3 protein-coding genes are annotated in these 1,249 nt (G+C 57.6%); 1 reads left to right on the forward strand and 2 read right to left on the reverse strand.

Annotated elements, in window-relative coordinates:
* Positions 1-196: 196 nt before the first annotated feature.
* Positions 197-523: a hypothetical protein gene (locus VK682_RS27200; RefSeq protein ID WP_324782990.1), complete on the reverse strand. Its 327-nt coding sequence runs from the start codon at positions 521-523 to the stop codon at positions 197-199.
* A 124-nt stretch (positions 524-647) separates the two neighbouring features.
* Here VK682_RS27200 and VK682_RS27205 point away from each other — a divergent pair, with 124 nt between their 5' ends.
* On the forward strand, positions 648-914 hold the full coding sequence (locus tag VK682_RS27205; RefSeq protein WP_324782991.1) for a hypothetical protein: 267 nt from the start codon (positions 648-650) through the stop codon (positions 912-914).
* Positions 915-1,044: 130 nt separating this feature from the next.
* Here the strand turns inward: VK682_RS27205 and VK682_RS27210 are convergent.
* The coding region (locus VK682_RS27210) for a hypothetical protein (RefSeq protein ID WP_324782992.1) at positions 1,045-1,249 on the reverse strand (205 nt) is incomplete at its 5' end.

The following is a 1,249-nucleotide window of genomic DNA, read 5'->3' on the forward strand; positions in this document are numbered from 1 at the left end:
TTGACAAGGCGGCGGGGCTGATCACCATCGATGTCAATGCGGCATCGGTTGCAGCGGCGGTGGTGCTGTATGGCCTCTTGAGCGGGGGCACCTTCGCGTGGTCGCGGTGGGCCAAGGCTCTCGGCGGGCAGACCTGACCGCATATCCCTGTCAAGTCAAACCCCGCGCCGGGATGGCGCGGGGATTTTTTATCGGCTCACTGACACTTCCGTCGCGCTTGTTCCAGTTCGACGGCCTGAATGTGCCCTTTGGCCAGTGCGATTTGCGTTTCCTGATCGCCTCCGCTCATGCTCGACAAGGGCAGTCCTAGCAGGAAGACTCCTACTGCATCGCCACTCTGCGCGCTTCTCTGTTGTGCGCTGAGATTCTCCAAAGATTGCTGATACTTAATTTTGGCGTCCGCAAGCTGAGCACAATTGAAACCGTTGTATGCGCGAGGCCCCACATCAACGGCTGCAATATCTTCAGGCGAGGCAGCGCAAGCATTCAATGCCAATAAAACGGGTATGACTAACCACTTCATCTTTCACTCCCTTTTTCCAATGCCAAAGATGTGAAGTCATCGGCAGAAACATTCAAGCCGAAAAAGTAGTGACCTACGCTCCGGTGTGGGTTCCTTTTCTTGCTCGCGCCCTACCTCGCGCACCATGACCAGATGGACCTACCGGCCAACCCTCATCGCAGGCACCAGCCGCCCCGACGATTATGTCGTGCGGCGGGACGGAAGGGACGTGGGCCGCGTGATGACCGAGCGTCTGGGCATGGGCGTCGGGGGTAGTGAGCTGGTATGGTGGTGGGGGACATGGACCTATCCGGCCACGCATGGCGATGCGCCGACGCTGGAGGAGGCGCTGGAGCGCGTCCGTGAAGAGGCCACGGATGATCTGCCTGATTCCGATGTGAAGGGGAGGTGACCGGCGCCCAACGCTATAGTTGGAGGTCCATTCGTAACCTCCTGTTTTTATTGGGCACCAATTATTTGATAATTGCGCGCCAAGCCCTTGAATTTGTAGGGTTCTCCTAAGTCCTGCCGGGATCAGCACATCAGCTGCTCTGGGGGGAAATTTCGAGGTGCCGCTCTTTGGCGAGGTGCGATTCGCGGCTGTCCTGTCGTTTGGGAAAGGCGCTGTAACCCATTGTTATCATTTCGGCCTGAAGTGACTCGATTGGAAGTTTTTCGCAGGGAAAATAGGCACCTTCAACGGACTCCAAAACCGTAGGTCGCGGGTTCGAACCCTGCTGCCCCTGC

The organism is Salipiger marinus (assembly GCF_035481585.1).
GTDB classification, from domain to species: Bacteria; Pseudomonadota; Alphaproteobacteria; order Rhodobacterales; family Rhodobacteraceae; genus Salipiger; species Salipiger marinus.